The sequence below is a fragment of the Paractinoplanes durhamensis genome (assembly GCF_016862175.1).
Taxonomy (GTDB): Bacteria; Actinomycetota; Actinomycetes; order Mycobacteriales; family Micromonosporaceae; genus Actinoplanes; species Actinoplanes durhamensis.
Map to the genome: position 1 here is coordinate 1 of NZ_BOML01000019.1, position 15,012 is coordinate 15,012.

15 protein-coding genes and 1 riboswitch are annotated in these 15,012 nt (G+C 71.2%); of the genes, 10 read left to right on the forward strand and 5 right to left on the reverse strand.

Annotated elements, in window-relative coordinates; genetic code table 11:
• A partial coding sequence (locus tag Adu01nite_RS09745) for a hypothetical protein (protein WP_203726249.1) occupies positions 1–288 on the forward strand: 288 nt, incomplete at its 5' end.
• Entirely contained in the window at positions 266–748 is a 483-nt protein-coding gene (locus Adu01nite_RS09750; protein WP_239132268.1) for a GNAT family N-acetyltransferase, read from the forward strand. The genes Adu01nite_RS09745 and Adu01nite_RS09750, both read left to right, overlap by 23 nt.
• A 209-nt stretch (positions 749–957) precedes the next feature.
• Here the strand turns inward: Adu01nite_RS09750 and Adu01nite_RS09755 are convergent, their stop codons facing one another.
• Positions 958–1,320 carry a C40 family peptidase gene (locus Adu01nite_RS09755; protein WP_203726251.1) on the reverse strand — a complete coding sequence of 121 codons (363 nt, stop codon included), beginning with the start codon at positions 1,318–1,320 and terminating at the stop codon, positions 958–960.
• A 284-nt stretch (positions 1,321–1,604) separates the two neighbouring features.
• A riboswitch (cyclic di-AMP (ydaO/yuaA leader) is annotated at positions 1,605–1,755 on the reverse strand.
• Between the two features lie 130 nt (positions 1,756–1,885).
• The gene (locus tag Adu01nite_RS09760) at positions 1,886–2,956 is read right to left on the reverse strand and encodes an XdhC family protein (protein ID WP_203726252.1); all 1,071 of its coding nucleotides are present in this window, start codon (positions 2,954–2,956) and stop codon (positions 1,886–1,888) included.
• A gap of 120 nt (positions 2,957–3,076) precedes the next feature.
• On the opposite strand from Adu01nite_RS09760, the gene Adu01nite_RS09765 reads away from it, so the two are divergent.
• The 8 genes from Adu01nite_RS09765 to Adu01nite_RS09800 are packed head-to-tail and all read left to right on the forward strand — an operon-like array spanning position 3,077 to position 11,255.
• Positions 3,077–3,952, forward strand: coding sequence for an FAD binding domain-containing protein (locus Adu01nite_RS09765; protein ID WP_203726253.1), 876 nt, complete (start codon positions 3,077–3,079; stop codon positions 3,950–3,952).
• Positions 3,953–3,954: 2 nt separating this feature from the next.
• Positions 3,955–4,434 carry a (2Fe-2S)-binding protein gene (locus Adu01nite_RS09770; protein WP_203726254.1) on the forward strand — a complete coding sequence of 160 codons (480 nt, stop codon included), beginning with the start codon at positions 3,955–3,957 and terminating at the stop codon, positions 4,432–4,434.
• Entirely contained in the window at positions 4,431–6,824 is a 2,394-nt protein-coding gene (locus Adu01nite_RS09775) for an aerobic carbon-monoxide dehydrogenase large subunit (RefSeq protein ID WP_203726255.1), read from the forward strand. Before Adu01nite_RS09770 ends, Adu01nite_RS09775 begins: the two co-directional genes overlap by 4 nt.
• Positions 6,824–7,774 carry an XdhC family protein gene (locus tag Adu01nite_RS09780; protein WP_203726256.1) on the forward strand — a complete coding sequence of 317 codons (951 nt, stop codon included), beginning with the start codon at positions 6,824–6,826 and terminating at the stop codon, positions 7,772–7,774. The genes Adu01nite_RS09775 and Adu01nite_RS09780 overlap by 1 nt, the downstream gene beginning before the upstream one ends.
• On the forward strand, positions 7,771–8,343 hold the full coding sequence (locus Adu01nite_RS09785; protein WP_203726257.1) for a nucleotidyltransferase family protein: 573 nt from the start codon (positions 7,771–7,773) through the stop codon (positions 8,341–8,343). The genes Adu01nite_RS09780 and Adu01nite_RS09785 overlap by 4 nt, the downstream gene beginning before the upstream one ends.
• Positions 8,340–9,200 carry an AAA family ATPase gene (locus Adu01nite_RS09790; protein ID WP_203726258.1) on the forward strand — a complete coding sequence of 287 codons (861 nt, stop codon included), beginning with the start codon at positions 8,340–8,342 and terminating at the stop codon, positions 9,198–9,200. Before Adu01nite_RS09785 ends, Adu01nite_RS09790 begins: the two co-directional genes overlap by 4 nt.
• Complete coding sequence (locus Adu01nite_RS09795) at positions 9,197–10,057, forward strand: SRPBCC family protein (RefSeq protein WP_203726259.1); 861 nt, start codon at positions 9,197–9,199, stop codon at positions 10,055–10,057. Before Adu01nite_RS09790 ends, Adu01nite_RS09795 begins: the two co-directional genes overlap by 4 nt.
• Positions 10,044–11,255, forward strand: a complete 1,212-nt coding sequence (locus Adu01nite_RS09800) for a vWA domain-containing protein (protein WP_203726260.1) — start codon at positions 10,044–10,046, stop codon at positions 11,253–11,255. The genes Adu01nite_RS09795 and Adu01nite_RS09800 overlap by 14 nt, the downstream gene beginning before the upstream one ends.
• A gap of 80 nt (positions 11,256–11,335) precedes the next feature.
• Here the strand turns inward: Adu01nite_RS09800 and Adu01nite_RS09805 are convergent, their stop codons facing one another.
• From Adu01nite_RS09805 to Adu01nite_RS09815, 3 genes are all read right to left on the reverse strand, one after another.
• Positions 11,336–12,289 carry a LysR family transcriptional regulator gene (locus Adu01nite_RS09805; RefSeq protein ID WP_203726261.1) on the reverse strand — a complete coding sequence of 318 codons (954 nt, stop codon included), beginning with the start codon at positions 12,287–12,289 and terminating at the stop codon, positions 11,336–11,338.
• A gap of 58 nt (positions 12,290–12,347) precedes the next feature.
• Positions 12,348–13,169, reverse strand: coding sequence for an SAM-dependent methyltransferase (locus Adu01nite_RS09810; RefSeq protein ID WP_203726262.1), 822 nt, complete (start codon positions 13,167–13,169; stop codon positions 12,348–12,350).
• 73 nt (positions 13,170–13,242) lie between these two features.
• Positions 13,243–14,787, reverse strand: coding sequence for a M4 family metallopeptidase (locus Adu01nite_RS09815; protein WP_203726263.1), 1,545 nt, complete (start codon positions 14,785–14,787; stop codon positions 13,243–13,245).
• Positions 14,788–15,012 lie beyond the last annotated feature (225 nt).

Genomic DNA, 15,012 nt, shown 5'->3' on the forward strand with positions numbered 1-15,012 from the left:
TGTCGGGCGGCGCTGTCCGGGGATCTGGAGTTGGTCGCGAAGGCTGCGGCGCAGGCCGGTGTGGTGGCCCGCTGCCGGGCGCCGCTTCCGCTGAGTATGCGCCTGGTCGGTTCTTCCGTGTGGTCTGGCTTCGGGGTTTCGCGGTCGGCGGTGATGCGGCAGGCTTGTCGGTGCAGCCGGATCGAGTCCGGGTCCGGCGTCGCTTTCGCCGGACCGGCGGTCGGACTCGACAACGATGTCGGCACAGGATCGAACGGGGACAGGCGTGACTACGGACGTATCACCTGAGGTGCGCCTCAGGGCCGTCGAAGACGGCGATCTTGACGTGTTCTTCCGGGATCAGGCGGATCCGGAGGCGACCAAGATGGCGGCGTTCCCGGCGCGTGACCGGGAGCGGTTCGACGCGCACTGGGCGAAGACCCGCGCCGACGAGAGCGTGTTTCTGCGGACGATCGTGGCCGACGGGGTTGTTGCCGGCAACATCGGCAGCTGGGTGTCCGACGGGGAGCGGATGCTCGGCTACTGGATCGGCCGCGAGCACTGGGGGCGCGGCGTCGCGACGCGGGCGGTCGCGCTGCTGGTGGGTGAGGTGCCGGACCGGCCGATTCATGCCTTCGTCGCGGCGCACAACACCGGCTCGGCGCGGGTGCTGGAGAAATGCGGCTTCCGTCGCGATCTGGAGATGGAAGCGCAGGAGCCCAAGCCGGAGGACGGCGTCGAAGAGTTCATCTTCGTGCTCTCCGAGTAGGAACCGACGACAGGCCCGAGCGGGCCGGGGTGCTCTGGCCGGGATGGTTTTCGGCGGCTGGGCGGGCATCGGGCCGGCTGGGCGGGCATCGGGCCGGCTGGGCGGGCATCGGGCCGGCTGGGCGGGCATCGGGCCGGCTGGGTGCCTGGGCGGGATGGCTTCGCCGGTCGAACCGATGTTGGGTCGGTTCGACCGGCGCGACGGGCGGGTCAGGCGGCTACGCGGCCGAAGTGGACCTCGCGCCAGGACCAGACGGTGGCCAGGCGGACGTGGTCGCCGGACTTCGGGGCGTGCCAGACTCGGCCGCCACCGGCGTAGACGCCCACGTGGTAGGCGTGTTTGCCGTGCACCCAGAAGACCAGGTCGCCGGGCTGGGCCGTGGCCCGGCTGACCGGCTTGGCCGCGTGGAACTGGGCGTTCGCGGTGCGGGGCAGGGCGACTCGCACACTGCGGTAGACGTAGGTGGTCAAGCCCGAGCAGTCGAAGGCCCGCGGGCCCTGGGCGCCGTGCCGGTAGGGCTTTCCCCGCTGGGCGCCGGCGGCCGCGACGACTCGCCGGCCGCGCACAAGCACGGCGGCAGCCGGCGAAACGATGGCTCGCGAAACTTTGCCGGCGGTCGCAACCGCTGCGGCGGTTGGCGAAGCTGCGGCGGTCGATGCGGCGGCGGGCGATACCTCGGCGGAAGATGTTGCCGTGGCCGAGCTGGTGGGCGCGGCTGCCGTTGTGGTTGGGCGAGCCGGGGCGGCCTGGGCCGGTGGGGCGGCCAGCGCCAGGGCTGCGGTGGACAGGGCTGCCGAAAGCAGGGCCGAGCGGGTGAAACTGGGCATGGTGAAGCGGGCCGCACGGGACACGAGGTTCCTTGTCCTTCAACCGCCTGCGAGGTTAGCTGTCGGATTAGGCCTGAAGGCGGCCCGTCGCAAACGCGACCTCACCCCTAGCCGGCATGCGCCGGCGCTGTGGTTTCCCCGCTGCCGCCCACTGAAGTTTCCGATCGGAGACAGGTCATTCCGCGGCCGGTGGGCGGGACTCGGCGTCCGGGGCGCGGTGTGGCGGCCGCCCAGCTTCGGGTGGTCGCACCGGACACGATCGGCGGCTGGGCGGCGGCGGGTACGGAAAATCCGGCTTGATACCGAACGGTTACCCGTGAATTGGGGCGTCCAGGCCGGTCAGGGGCAGACCGGACCCGCCCCACGCCTTCGATATGATCTCCGCCGCAATTGCTACGGCGGTTTCCTCGGGGGTTCTCGCACCCAGGTCCAGGCCGATCGGGGCGGACAGGCGGGCCAACTGGGTCTCGGACACCCCGGCCTCGCGTAAGCGGCGCAAACGGTCGGAATGGGTGCGTCGGCTGCCCATCACGCCGATGTAGCGGGCCGGCGTGCGCAACGCGACCTCCAGGAGCGGGACGTCGAACTTCGGGTCATGGGTGAGTACGCAGAGGACGGTGCGCTCGTCGACCGCGGTGGACTCCAGGTATTGGTGCGGCCAGCGGACCACCAGGTCGTCGGCGGACGGAAAGCGCTTTCTCGTGGCGAAGACCGGGCGCGCGTCGCAGACCGTGACGTGGTAGCCCAGGAAGCCGCCGATCTTGGCTACCGCGCCGGCGAAGTCGATCGCGCCGAAGACGATCATGCGGGGCGGGGTGAGGAAGGTCTGGATGAAGACCTCCTGGTCCTCCCGGCGCTGTTCGCCGTGGCTGCCCAGGCGGACGATGCCGGTGGTGCCGGCCGCCAGCATGCCGGCCGCCTGCTGTTCGGCGGCGTGGTCGAGGCCGGTGTCGCCGAGTGTGCCGGAGATGCGGTCGGGCCAGACCGCCAGCTGCTTGTCGGCGATCGAGGCGGTGGCCACCGGGTGGCCGTCGCGGATGGCGGCCAGCACCTCGTCGAGGTCCACGAACGCCTCGGCCGGCTGGACCAGCAGCTCGATCGTGCCGCCACAGGTGAGCCCTACTTCGAAGGCGTCGCCGTCGCTCACCCCGTACACAAGCTGCTGTGCCTCTTTGGTCTTGATGACCTCCTCGGCGGCGGCGTAGACGGCGCCCTCGACGCAGCCGCCGGAGACGCTGCCGAGGACCTCGCCGTGCTCGCTGACGGCCATCGCGGCGCCGGGCTGCCGGGGCGCCGACCGCCAGGTGCGCACGACGGTGGCCACGGCGAACCGCACTCCGTCCGCACGCCAGGCACTCAGGCCGTCCACGATGTCCCGCACGGTTCGTACCTTCGGCGATCATCGGCCGAATCGTCAACGGCTAGTTAAGAGATCGCTTAGGTGGCTGTTGACATCGACGGACATCGGGGCGAGATTCACCCCTGATCAAGGGGGTGCATCGTGCAGGTGCCGGCTCCGTTCGAGTACGAACGTGCCACCAGCGTCGACCAAGCCATCGGACTCATGGAACGTCTGGGCAGCTCAGCGCGGCTCGTGGCGGGCGGGCACAGCCTCCTGCCGATGATGAAGCTGCGGCTGGCCAACTTCGAATATCTGATCGACATCAATCCGCTGCACGACGAGCTCGGCTACATCCGGGTCGGGGCGGACGAGGTGCGGATCGGCGCGCTCACCCGGCATCGGGAGTTGCTGGAGTCGGCGGAGCTGGCGGCCGCGTTCCCGATCTTCCGGGACGCCGAGCGGGTGATCGCCGATCCGGTGGTGCGGAACCGGGGCACGCTGGGCGGTTCGCTGTGCCAGGCCGATCCGTCCGAGGACCTGTCGGCGGTGTGCACGACGCTGGACGCCAGCTGCGTGATCCGCGGGCCGGGCGGGGCCGAGCGGGTGGTCTCGATGGCGGAGTTCCACGTCGGACCGTACGAGACGGCGGTCGCCGACGGCGAGATCCTCACCGAGATCCGGTTGCCGAGGCGGCCGGGGCACGGCAGCGCCTACGAGAAGGTCGAGCGGCGGGCGGGGGACTGGGCGGTGGTGAGCGCCGGCGCTGCGGTTTGGCTCGGAGCCGACGGCACGATTGCAGACGCGCGAGTCGGCCTGGCAGCGGTGGGGCCAAATACCACTGGAATTCCAGAAATTTCGGACACCATCAAAGACCAAGCCCCGAGCGAGGCGCTGTACGAGCAGGCCGGCGCCATCGCGGCGAGGAGCTGCGACCCGGCCACCGATCAACGCGGGAGCGCCGACTACAAGCGCCACCTCGCGGACGAACTGACCCGGCGGACCCTGCGCAAGGCCGTCGAGCGGGCGAGGAGCTGATCATGCAGGTCACGATGACCGTCAACGATGTCGAGGTCACCCGGGAGATCGAGGGCCGGCTGCTGCTCGTGCACTTCCTGCGGGACGTGCTGAGCCTGACCGGCACCCACTGGGGCTGCGACACCAGCAACTGCGGCACGTGTGTGGTGTGGCTGGACGGCGAGCCCGTCAAGTCGTGCACCGTGCTCGCCGCGATGGCCGGGGGCCACGAGGTCCGTACCGTGGAAGGGCTTGCCAAGGACGGTCAGCTGGACCCCATCCAGGAGGGGTTCATGCAGTGCCATGGTCTGCAGTGCGGTTTCTGCACGCCGGGCATGATGATGACCTGCCGCGCCCTGCTCGACAAGAACCCCGATCCGACGGATGCGGAGATTCGCGAAGCGATCTCCGGCCAGATCTGCCGCTGTACGGGCTACGCCACGATCGTCCGCAGCGTCCGCTGGGCGTCGGTGCACGAGGCCGCCGCGGAGGTGACCCGATGACCACCGTCCACGAGCCGAAGCTGACGACGTTCGACGACAACGACCAGAAGCCGGTCGGGCACGGCCGGATGCTCCGCAAGGAGGACCCGCGTTTCCTGCGCGGCCGCGGTCGCTACACCGACGACGTGCAGCTGCCCGGCATGCTGCATCTGGCCATCCTGCGCTCGCCGTTCGCGCACGCCCGGATCCTCAGCGTCGACATCAGCGCGGCCGAGGCGTCCCCGGGCGTGAAGCTGGTGGTCACCGGCGCGATGCTCGCCGAGAAGGGGCTGGCCTGGATGCCGACCCTCTCCAACGACGTGCAGGCGGTGCTGGCCACCGACAAGGTCCGCTTCCAGGGCCAGGAGGTGGCGTTCGTCGTCGCCGACGATCGGTATGCGGCGCGGGACGCGCTGGAACTGATCGACGTGGAGTACGACGTGCTCGACCCGGTCGTCGACGCCCGCCGCGCCCTCGAACCGGACGCGCCGCTGATCCGCGACGATCTGGCCGGCAAGACGAACAATCACGTCTTCGACTGGGAGACCGGCGACGAGGCGGCCACCGCGGCCGTGTTCGCGTCCGCGGATGTCGTGGTCACCGAGGACATCGTCTACCCGCGGGTGCACCCGGCGCCGATGGAGACGTGCGGCGCGGTCGCCGACTTCGACGCCATCGACGGCAAGCTGCGGCTCTGGTCGACCACCCAGGCGCCGCACGCGCACCGCACCCTCTACGCGATCGTGGCCGGCATCCCCGAGCACAAGATCCAGGTGATCGCGCCGGACATCGGCGGCGGCTTCGGCAACAAGGTGCCGATCTACCCCGGGTACGTCTGCGCGATCGTCGGCTCGATCCTCACCGGCAAGCCGGTGAAGTGGATGGAGGACCGGTCGGAAAACCTCATCAGCACAGGTTTTGCTCGGGACTACCTTATGCGCGGGGAGATCGCGGCGACCCGCGACGGCAAGATCCTTGCGATCCGTACGAACGTGCTGGCCGACCACGGCGCCTTCAACGGCACGGCCGCCCCGGTCAAATATCCGGCCGGCTTCTTCGGGGTGTTCACCGGCAGTTACGACATCGAGGCGGCGTACTGCAAGATGACCGCCGTCTACACCAACAAGGCGCCGGGCGGTGTCGCGTACGCCTGCTCGTTCCGCATCACCGAGGCCGTCTACCTGGTCGAACGGATCGTCGACTGCCTCGCCTACGAGCTCGACATGGACCCGGCCGAGCTGCGCCTGAAAAACTTCATTCAACCCGAGCAATTTCCGTACGAGACCAAGACCGGCTGGGTGTACGACTCCGGCAATTACGAGCCCACCATGCGGCTCGCGATGGACATCGCCGGGTACGCCGATCTCCGCCGTGAACAGGCCGAGAAGCGGGCCCGCGGCGAGTTGATGGGCATCGGCATCTCGTTCTTCACCGAGGCGGTCGGGGCCGGCCCGCGCAAGGACATGGACATCCTCGGCCTCGGCATGGCCGACGGCTGCGAGCTGCGGATCCACCCGACCGGCAAGGCGGTGGTGCGGTTGTCGGTGCAGACCCAGGGGCAGGGGCACGAGACGACGTTCGCGCAGATCGTCGCCGAGGAGATCGGCATCCCGCCGGCCGACATCGAGGTCGTGCACGGCGACACCGACCAGACCCCGTTCGGGCTCGGCACCTACGGCAGCCGGTCGACCCCGGTCTCCGGTGCGGCCGCCGCCCTGGTCGCCCGGAAGGTGCGCGACAAGGCCCAGCTGATCGCGTCGGCGATGCTCGAGGTCTCGGTTGCCGACCTGGACTGGGTGAAGGGCGCCTTCCAGGTCAAGGGCGACCCGTCGAAGTCGGTCACCATCCAGGCCATCGCGATGCGCGCGCACGGCGCCGGGGATCTGCCGGACGGCGTCGAGGGCGGCCTGGAGGCGCAGATCTGCTACAACCCGTCCAACCTGACCTACCCGCACGGCGCCTACATCTGCGTCGTCGACATCGACCCCGGCACCGCGCAGGTCAAGGTGCGGCGGTTCATCGCGGTTGACGACTGCGGCACCCGGATCAACCCGATGATCATCGAGGGGCAGGTGCACGGCGGGCTCACCGACGGGGTCGGCATGGCACTGATGGAGATGATCGCGTTCGACGAGGACGGGAACTGTCTCGGGGCGTCGCTGATGGACTACCTGATCCCGACCGCGCTCGAGGTGCCCGACTGGGAGACCGGCTTCACGGTGACCCCCTCGCCGCACCACCCGATCGGCGCCAAGGGGGTGGGGGAGTCGGCCACCGTCGGCTCGCCGCCGGCCATCGTCAACGCGGTCGTCGACGCGCTCAAACCGTTCGGGGTGCGGCACGCGGACATGCCGCTGACGCCGTCGCGGGTGTGGGACGCGATGCGCGGCCAGGCCACCCCGCCGATCTGATGGCCGCCGTGATCGCTTCGCGGGTGCACGAGCTGACCGTCCAGCGGCGGCCGTTCGTGCACGCCACGGTGGTGCGCGCCCAGCAGCCGACGTCCGCGGTCCCCGGCGACGACGCGGTCATCCTCGACGACGGCTCGATCGAGGGTTTCGTCGGCGGGGTGTGCGCCGAGACGTCGGTGCGGGCGGCGGCGCTGGACACGCTGCGCGACGGGCAGACCCTGCTGCTGCGGGTGCTGCCGGACGGCGCCGACGCCTTCCCGCAGGCGCCGGGCGCGCTGGTCGTGGTCAATCCGTGCCTGTCCGGCGGCGCCATCGAGATCTTCCTGCGGCCGGTGCTGCCGCGGCCCCTGCTGGGCGTGGCCGGAACGGCCACCCCGATCGGCGCCGCGGTGGCTGAGCTTGCCGAGTTTCTCGAGCTCGAAATCAGCAAACCGATGGTGTACGCCGGTGCCAGCGCGGTCGTCGTCGCGGGACTGGGCCGCGACGACGAGGGGGCGATCCGGGCGGCGCTGGACGCGGGGGTGCCGCTGATCGCCCTGGTGGCGAGCCGGACCAGGAGCGTCGCGGTGCTGGACTCGCTCGGCCTGACCGAGGCGGAACGGGCCCGGGTGCGCCCGCACGCGGGTCTGGACATCGGAGCCCGCACCCACCGCGAGATAGCCCTGTCGGTGCTGGCCGAGATCATCCGCGAGATCCGCACCGGCGGAGTGACGCCGCCGCCGGTTGCGCCCGCCGCCGCGCCCGCCGCCGCGGCCGGGGAAGGCCGCAATCTCCTTCCTCTCGCTGATATTTCGGAAATGTCCGATATGGAGGTGCCGCGGACCGCTGTCGACCCGGTCTGCGGGATGACCGTCGTGGTGGGAGCGGACACTCCGCACGCGGCCGTCGACGGCGTCGAGCACTGGTTCTGCTGTGTGCGGTGCCGGGACAGTTTTGTGGCGGCGCGATGACGGTTACCGGGCTGGTGCTGGCGGCCGGTGGGTCGCTGCGGTTGGGGGAGGCCAAGCAGCTGCTGCCCTATCGCGGCCGCACCCTGCTCGACGCCACCCTGTCCGTGGCCCGGAACTGTGGGTTCGACCAACTGCTTGTCGCCCTCGGTGGATCGGCCGCGCGGGTTCGGGCCGAGGTCGATCTGGCCGGCTTCGACGTCGTCGACAATCCGGATTTCTCGTCGGGGTGCGGCTCGTCCATTCGTACGGCCGTACCGTCAATTTCGTCGGAAGCGGTTGTTCTGCTGCTGGGTGACCAACCGGGGGTTTCGCCGGACGATGTGCGGCGGATCGTCGCGGCGCCCACGCCGGTTGCGGTCTGCTCCTATGCGGACGGGCTGGGGCATCCGTTTCTGTTCCGGCGGGCGGTCTATTCGCGGCTGGCCGCGCTGCACGGGGACAAAGCGGTCTGGAAACTGCTGCATTCCGGGGAGTTCGCGGTGACGCCGGTGCCCTGCGCCGGGGCGATTCCGATCGATGTCGACACCCGCGACGACTATGCCCGGCTGCTCGCGGGGGAGCGGGCGTGAACGATCCGCAGGAGGTCGGGCGGCGGCTCGACGCGGTCGACTACCTCGTCGACGACGGGCTGGCCATGGCCATTTTTCTCGCCCTGCGGCTCGGCAAGCCGTTGCTGCTCGAAGGGGAACCGGGGGTCGGGAAGACGGCCGCCGCCAAAGCCCTGGCGCTCGCTCTGGACACGCCGCTCATCCGGTTGCAGTGCTATGACGGGCTCACCGCGGGCGAGGCGCTCTACGAATGGAACTATCAGCGGCAGCTCCTCGCGATCCGGCTGGCCGAGGCCCGGCATGAACGGCTCGGCGACGACGATCTGTTCACCGCGGAATTCCTGCAGGAGCGGCCCATTCTCAAAGCCGTCCGGCACGCCGGGCCGCGGCCGCCGGTGCTGCTCATCGACGAGATCGACCGGGCCGACGACGAATTCGAGGCGCTGCTGTTCGAATTCCTCGGCGAGGCCGCGGTGACCGTTCCGGAATTGGGGACCTTCACCGCCGTACGCCCCCCGGTCGTGGTGTTGACCTCCAACCGCAGCCGGGACCTGCACGATGCGCTGCGCCGCCGATGCCTTTACCACTGGATCGAGTTCCCGGCGCCGGAGCGGGCCGCCGAGATCGTCCGGCGGGCGGTGCCCGGCGCCACCCGGCCGTTGATCGCGAGCGCCACCGAGTTCATCGGCCGGGTCCGCACGCTCGACCTCGACAAGGCACCCGGCCTGGCCGAAACCATCGACTGGGTGTCCGCGCTGGCCGCGCTCGGCGCCACCGAGCTGGCCCCCGCCGCCGCCCTGCACACCATCGGCACGATCGCGAAAACCCCCGACGACCGCCTTGTCGTCGCCGGCGCCGTCCACCAGGAGATCGCATGAAGATCACGAACGAGTTCACCGTGCACACCCCGATCGACCGTGCCTGGCAGGTGCTCACCGACCTCGAAGGCATCGCGCCGTGCATGCCGGGGGCGCAGCTGACCGGGGTGGAGGGCGACGTCTACCGCGGCAAGGTGAAGGTCAAGGTGGGGCCGGTGATCAGTGAGTTCGCCGGGACGGCCCGCTTCACCGAGCGCGACGACACCGCCTACCGGGCGGTCATCGACGCGAAGGGCCGCGACGCCCGGTCGGCGGGCAACGCGGCGGCGCTGGTCACGGCCGTTCTGGCGCCGGCCGGGGAGAGTACGACGGTCAGCGTCGACACCGACCTGAAGATCAGCGGGAAGCTGGCCCAGTTCGGCAGCGGCATGATCAAAGAGGTGTCCGGGAAGCTGCTGGCCCAGTTCGTGGCCAACCTGGAGGCGAAGCTCGCCACCGACGCCGCTTCGGCGGCACCGCAGTCCAAAATTCCGCCTGCGTCGGCGTCCCCCGTGCCGACGCCGGCCCCGCCGGCGCCCTCCACGCCGGCGACGCCCGCGGCGGATGCGCCGGTGACGGCGCCCGCCGCGGGCTCGGTTCCGACCCCGGGCGCGCCGATCGACGCGGACCCGGCGCCCGCGCCGGTGGTCGCCATCGCGGACCCGTCAGCTTCGCCGGCCGCCGCCTTCCTCGCCGACGCCAAGCCGGCTTCCGAGCCTGCGGCCTCCTCGTCCAGGGAGTTCGTGGCCACCGAGGAGCCGGAGCCGCTGGATCTGCTCAGCGTCGCCGGCGGCTCCGTCTACAAGCGGGTCGTTCCGCTGGCAGTCGCGGTCCTGGTCGCCGGTGCCGTGATCGCCTGGCTCGTTGCCCGCCGCTGACCCGAACCCGGTTGTGCTGCGCGGTGTGGACCGCGCCGCGTTCGCCGTGTCGTTCGCGAACCGGCTGCGCGGCGCGGGGGTGCCGGCCGGGCTGACCGAGATCGACGACCTGATCCGGGCGCTCGCCGCGGTGCCGCTGGATTCCGCGGCGGCGCTCTACTGGAGTGCCCGGGTCGCGCTCGTCCGGCGGGAATCCGACCTGGCCGCCTTCGACCGGATCTTCGAGGCCGTCTTCGCCGATGCGCCGCCGCTGCCGCTGCCGCTGACCCGGGCCGCCGCCGGCCCGGCCGCCCGCCGCGACGACGTGCACGTGCCCGTCCCGGCGGCCGCCGACCAGGCCGTCCCCGGCGGCGGGCTGCCCTGGGCGACACTTCCGCCCGCGGTGGCCGGCGCCGACGACGGCGACGAGTCCGGCCTGCGGCTGCCGCAGTTGCGCCCGAGCGACGTCGCGGCCCTCGCCGCGCGGCCGTTCGAAGAGCTCGACCCGCGGGAGACCGCGCTGCTGGGCGCGGCCCTGGCCGGGGAGCTGGCCCGCTGGCCGACCCGCCGCACCCGCCGGCACGTGCCCCACTCCGGGGGCCGCCGGATCGCCCTGCGCCCGACCATCGCCCGGGCCCGCCGCACCGCGTGGGAGCCGGTGGTCGTCGTCCGGGAGCGCCCGTTGCGCCGGCCGCGCCGGGTGGTGCTGCTCGCCGATGTCAGCGAGTCGATGCGCGCCCAGGCCACCGCCTACCTGCACCTGATGCGGGCGTTCGCGACGGTGACCGAGGCCGAGGTCTTCGCGTTCAGCACCGGGCTGACCCGGCTCACCCGGGTCCTCGCGCACCGATCCGCGGGCGAGGCGATCGCGCAGGCCTCGGCGGCGGTGACCGACCGTTTCGGCGGCACCCGGATCGCCACCACCATCGCCGCGCTGCTGCGCTCGCACCACGGCAACGCGGTCCGGGGTGCCCTGGTGGTGATCGCCTCCGACGGCTGGGACAGCGACCCGCCCGAGGCCCTGGCCGCGGCGATGGCCCGGCTCGCCCGCCGGGCACACGCCGTCCTCTGGCTGAACCCGCGGGCCGGCGCCCCCGGCTTCACCCCGACGGTCGCGGCGATGGCGGCCGCCCTGCCCTACTGCACCGCCCTGCTGCCGGCCGCCACGTTCGCCGACCTGTCGGTGGCCGCCCGCTCGCTGACCGACGCTCTCCGCTGATTAGTCAGATGCGGAAGGTGGAGACCAGGCTGCTCAGCTCGGTCTGTCTTTTCGAAACCGGTGCTTCGAACCTGCGGTGATCAGCTCCAGAGGGTCACATGGACCGACGGGCGGAAGTGGCTGACGTTGACGCCGGCGCCGCGCATCATCGCCTGGATCGCGCGCGGGGTGGCGGCGAAGCGGGCCAGCTCGGCTGCGGCCGACGGGGTGCCCTGGTCGGCCAGGGTCAGCGAGTGCCAGATCGATTCCATCGTCGCGTACGGCCCGGCCAGCTGCACCAGGTGGCCGTTGCGGACGTCGGGGGCCACCGTGAAGGACAGCGCCGGGGACACCCCCTTGCCGCGTTTCGCCTCCTCCAGGGCGGCGGCGTGGCTCTGGAAGATCTGCTGGTTGCTCTCCGGCACGGCCAGCCGGCGCAGCAGGGCGGGGATGGCGCCCATGTCGACCGCGGCGGACGGACCCAGCAGCCAGGTCTGGTCGCGCAGTTGGGCGGCCGACGCCCGCACCGCGGCCAGCGGGTGGGCCGGGCCGGCCACCACGACCACCCGGTAGTTCATCACCGGGCGGCTGACCATGCCGGTCTCGGTCGCCGGGCGGGGGCCGATCGCGATGTCGGCGGCGCGGGTCAGCAGCAGCGCCTCGAACTGCGCCGGGTTGTGCACGCTGAGCTCGACGTCGAGGTCGGCGGCCCGGCCGGCGAACAGCTCGATCAGGCCGGGGGCGGCGTGCTCGGCGAACAGGCTGGACGCGGCCACCCGCAGCAGCCGGCGGCCCCGGCCGGCGGTGCTCACCTCGAGGACGGTGATGTCCTGCAGGCCGAGCATCTCGGCGGCGCGGCTGGCCAGGCGCAGGCCGCCGTGGGTGAAGGCGAGGCCGGCGGCGGTGCGGGTGAAGAGCTGGTCGCCGAGCTCCTTGCGGAGCTGGCCGATGTGCAGGGAGATGGCCGACTCGGAGACGGAGAGCTCGGCGGCGGCCTGCTTGACCGAGCCCAGGCGCACCACGGCCGAGTAGGCGCGTAACTGGGTGGGAGTCATGACCCGAGCCTGCCACGTCGCGCCATGCCCGGCCCCCTGTGCAAAGTTGTGAAGGAGCTTAGGGTTTTCGGCCGACCGCCGCCAGCATGCCGACCAGGCGCGGATCGGGTTTTTCGGCGCCGGCGTCCGGGCGCCACTCGGACGGCGGGACGATGCCGGGATCGATCAGGTCGAGGCCGGCGAAAAGGGCACCGAACTCGGCGTGGTCGCGGGGCCAGACGTCGATGCGGCCGGCCGCCTGCATGGAGCGGTAGCGCTCGCGCTCGGCGTCGGTCATGAAGTCCGTCGTGAAGTGGGTGGCGGCCAGGAAGCTGCCGGCCGGCAACGCCTCCAGCAGCTCGTCGACCAGCGGCTGGGCGGCGCCGCGGCCGGGGATGAAGTGCAGGATCGCCACCAGCATCAGGGCCACCGGCCGGTCGAGGTCGATGGTGTCGCGCAGGCCGGGATCGGAGAGGATCTTCGACGGGGCGCGGAGGTCGGCCTCCAGGTAGGTGGTGCGGCCGGCCGGGGTGCTGCTCAGCAGGGCCTGGGCGTGGGTCATCACCATCGGATCGTTGTCGACGTAGACCACTCGGCACGCCGGGTCGGCGCGCTGGGCGACCTCGTGGGTGTTGCCGGCCGTCGGCAGGCCGGTGCCGATGTCGAGGAACTGCCGGACGCCGGCCTCGGCCGCCAGATGGTGGACCATCCGGCCGAGAACGGCACGGTTCGCCTGCACACCCGTACGCATGCCGGGGAATTTCTTTTCGATCTCGTCGCCGGAGGCGCGGTCGGCGGCGAAGTTGTCCTTGCCGCCGAGCCAGTAGTTGTAGCGCCGGGCCGGGTGCGGCACCGTCGCGTCGATCGTCGGCCGAGATCCATCCCCGTTGATCGAAGCCATGCGGGCAGCCTACGGGAACGGCTCGGGTCACAGTGGACCCGAGCCGTCGCCGAACGAGGGACAGGAATCGAACTCAGCTGACCGAGACGGCCGCCCAGGCTGCCGCGGTGGCCGCGTACTCGGTGCTGCTCGCGCCGTACAGGTCGGTGGCCGCCTTGAGGGTGGCGGTCTTCGCGGCGCTGTAGTTCGACGACGAGGTGAGGTAGGTGGTCAGCGCGCGGTAGAAGATCGCGCCGGCCGCCTCGTTGCCGATGCCGGTCACCGTGCCGCTGTTGCAGGTCGGGCTGCTGTACGAGACGCCGTTGACGGTGTGCGCGCCGGAGCCGACGGCCAGCAGGAAGAAGGCGTGGTTGCCGACGCCGGACGAGTAGTGCACGTCGAGGTTCTTGACGGTGCTGCTCCAGCACTTGGCCGAGCTGCCGTCCTTGGACGGGTCGTCCATCCAGCGCAGCGGGGTGCCGCTGGCGACGACCTTCTCGCCGATCAGGTAGTCGGCGACGTCCTTGACGTTGTTCGAGTAGAACTCGACCAGGGTGCCCATGATGTCGCTGTACGACTCGTTGAGGCCGCCCGACTCACCCGAGTAGGTCAGGCCGGCGGTGCGCGACGTGACGCCGTGGGTCATCTCGTGGCCGGCCACGTCGAGGGTGACGAACGGGTTGTAGGTGCTGCCGTTGCCGTCGCCGTAGGTCATGCAGAAGCAGGTGTCCGACCAGCTGGCGTTGAGGTAGCTGTTGCCGTAGTGCACCCGGTTGTAGCTGCCCACACCGTCGTCGGCGATGCCGTTGCGGCCGAACTCCTGCTGGTAGAAGTCCCAGGTCTCGCTGACGCCGTACTGGGCGTCGACGCCCAGCGTCGCGCGGTCGGTGAGCGCGCCGGTGCCCCACTTGTTGTCGGCGTCGGTGAACAGGGTGCCCGAGCCGATCCGGCGGTTGTTCATGTCGACCGTGTACGTGTTGCCGCGGGTCGGGTCCTTCAGCTGGTAGGTGCTGCCGGACAGGGTGGTCTCCAGGGTGACGGTGCCGACGTTGTAGCCGGTGCCCGTGCCGGTGACGGTCTGCTCCTCGGCCCACTTCTCGACCACCGCGCCGCTCCGCGCGTCGACCAGCACGTGCTGCAGGCCCTCGGCGGTGGTCACCGCGGTGCGGTAGACCAGGGTCGGGACGGCCTCGCGGGTGCTGACGGCGAGGGTGGCGGTGCCGGTGGCGGTGCCCTTCAGCGCGGCGGCGGCCGCGCTGTTCGCGGTGGTCGCGGTGAGCGCGGGGGTCACGCCGAGGGTGAGGGGTGCCAGGAGGGTACGCGTGACCTCCCGCACCGAGCCGTCGGCGTTGAGGTGGGCGATCACGTCGCCGCCGATGACCTGCAGGCCGTGGTAGGTCCGGTCCATGTGGACGTGGCTGATGCCGGTGGCGTCGAGCTTCGTGCCGCGGGCGGCGAAGGCGTCCGACGTGCTCGCGGCGAAGAGGGCGGCGCGGTCCTTGACCGCGGTCTGCGCGAACGCGGTGGCCTGGGCCGGGGTGGTGGGCCGGGCCGCCGGTGCGGCGGTCGCCGGGACGGTCGCGATCAGGCCGGCGGCCGCGGCGAGCGTGGTGGCGCTGAGGATGACTCTGGTGCGCACCTGGGGGATCTCCTCTCGGGATCCGGCCACATCCGGCCGGATGGGAATTGAGTTTCGTGAATGTCCTCGCCTGTGGGAACCCCTGGCTCTGTTACCAATCCGTGTCGTCGCGTTCACAGTCCGCGCAGTCCGAGTTGGACCGTGTTGTGCAAGGTGACCGTTTCGTGGTCGTCAATGACCATTGGGTTACTTGGCGTACTGGCCTTCCGCTCGCCGGCAAGCGCT

What these genes read in the sequence shown, in the direction of transcription:
- Adu01nite_RS09775 (WP_203726255.1), top strand. Translation starts at nt 4,431, where the DNA reads ATGACCACCGTCCACGAGCCGAAGCTGACGACGTTCGACGACAACGAC.
- Adu01nite_RS09770 (WP_203726254.1), top strand. Translation starts at nt 3,955, where the DNA reads ATGCAGGTCACGATGACCGTCAACGATGTCGAGGTCACCCGGGAGATC.
- Adu01nite_RS09795 (WP_203726259.1), top strand. Translation starts at nt 9,197, where the DNA reads ATGAAGATCACGAACGAGTTCACCGTGCACACCCCGATCGACCGTGCC.
- Adu01nite_RS09810 (WP_203726262.1), bottom strand. Translation starts at nt 13,169, where the DNA reads ATGGCTTCGATCAACGGGGATGGATCTCGGCCGACGATCGACGCGACG.
- Adu01nite_RS09785 (WP_203726257.1), top strand. Translation starts at nt 7,771, where the DNA reads ATGACGGTTACCGGGCTGGTGCTGGCGGCCGGTGGGTCGCTGCGGTTG.
- Adu01nite_RS09805 (WP_203726261.1), bottom strand. Translation starts at nt 12,289, where the DNA reads ATGACTCCCACCCAGTTACGCGCCTACTCGGCCGTGGTGCGCCTGGGC.
- Adu01nite_RS09780 (WP_203726256.1), top strand. Translation starts at nt 6,824, where the DNA reads ATGGCCGCCGTGATCGCTTCGCGGGTGCACGAGCTGACCGTCCAGCGG.